This window comes from Microcoleus sp. B6-A1 (assembly GCF_036705085.1).
Classification (GTDB): domain Bacteria; phylum Cyanobacteriota; class Cyanobacteriia; order Cyanobacteriales; family Microcoleaceae; genus Microcoleus.
The window spans coordinates 47404-48707 of the sequence record NZ_JAUBTU010000045.1; the positions used below are offsets into that span (position 1 = coordinate 47404).

The 1304-nt window shown below is 45.9% G+C and carries 1 protein-coding gene; it reads right to left on the reverse strand.

Annotation, left to right across the window (positions count from 1 at the left end; translation table 11 throughout):
- Positions 1-96 precede the first annotated feature (96 nt).
- Positions 97-1304 (reverse strand): calcium-binding protein (locus QUB11_RS17905; RefSeq protein ID WP_333391304.1); only part of this gene is annotated, 1208 nt, incomplete at its 5' end.

Below are 1304 nucleotides of genomic sequence, written 5' to 3' on the forward strand. Positions count from 1 at the left end.
GTAGCCAGAAACCGGGTTTTTAACCAAAATACTTGCCCACCACCCTCAATAATAGTAAAAAACCCGGTTTCTTTAGTTTCTGCGCGTAAGTCCTGTTTAATCTAAAATGGTAGGAGCAACAAATACATTATTGAGAGTGGCTATAATTTGACCTGTTGCTGTCAAGCGGATTAAGGTGTCGCTGTTGGCTTGACTAATTGACAGTTGAGAGGCAGTCAAACCTCTAGTAAGGGCGATCGCATCTTTTCCGGGTTCAAAATCTCGAATGATATCCGTCCCTGAATCTGCCCAAACCAGAAAACGATCGTTCCCACTTCCTCCAATTAAAAAATCATCTCCCAAATCGCCGCTTAAAAAGTCGTCTCCCGCTCCCCCAAATATGGTATCATTGTCTTTTCCTCCCCAAATCGTATCATCTCCTTCACAGCCATCAAGTAGGTCGTTATTTTCATCACCCTGCAAGTAATCGTTGCCACCGCCACCACAGGCAGTATCGTCACCTACATTTCCCAACAGAGTATCGTTTCCTTCACCGCCTAAAATTAAATCTCTATCCTTACCTCCCCATAAGAAATCGTTTCCTTTTCCCCCATCTAAAAAATCAGAGTCTTCGTTGCCGTGAATGAAGTCGCTATCTTCTCCGCCATTGAGCGAATCTTCTCCTCGATTTCCAAATAATCTATCTCTTCCTTCATTACCAAGAATAATGTCTTGATTCTTGCCACCAAAAAGCAAGTCCTCTTCCGTTCCACCCGATATAAAGTCATTGCCTTCGTTACCGTTTAAAAAGTCATTTCCTTCGCCGCCAAACAGGTTATCGTTACCTTCTTTAGCCTGGAAATAATCCTCGCTGCTGCTGCCGTCGAATGTCTCATTGCTAGCAGTACCTGTGAGGGGTAGATCGATCGTACTATTCACAACTACCTTTTCTACAGGATTGGGTTGGTTGAGATTTGGGAGGGATAGAGAGTTACAAAGGCAATCTTCTGTCGGAATTTCTGTCGGTGTCGGAGTTGCTGTGGGAATGTCTGCGGGAATTTCTGTCGGAATTTCTGTCGGAGTTGGCGTTGGTGTTGGCGTTTCTGTCGGAATTTCTGTCGGAGTTGGTGTTGGCGTTTCTGTCGGAATTGGTGTTTCTGCGGGAATTGGTGTCGGAATTGGAGTCGGAATTGGTGTTGGCGTTTCTGTCGGAATTTCTGTCGGAGTCGGCGTTGGCGTTTCTGCCGGAATTTCTGTCGGAGTCGGCGTTTCTGTCGGAGTTGGTGTCGGGGTTTCTGTCGGAGTTTCTGTCGGCGTTTCTGTCG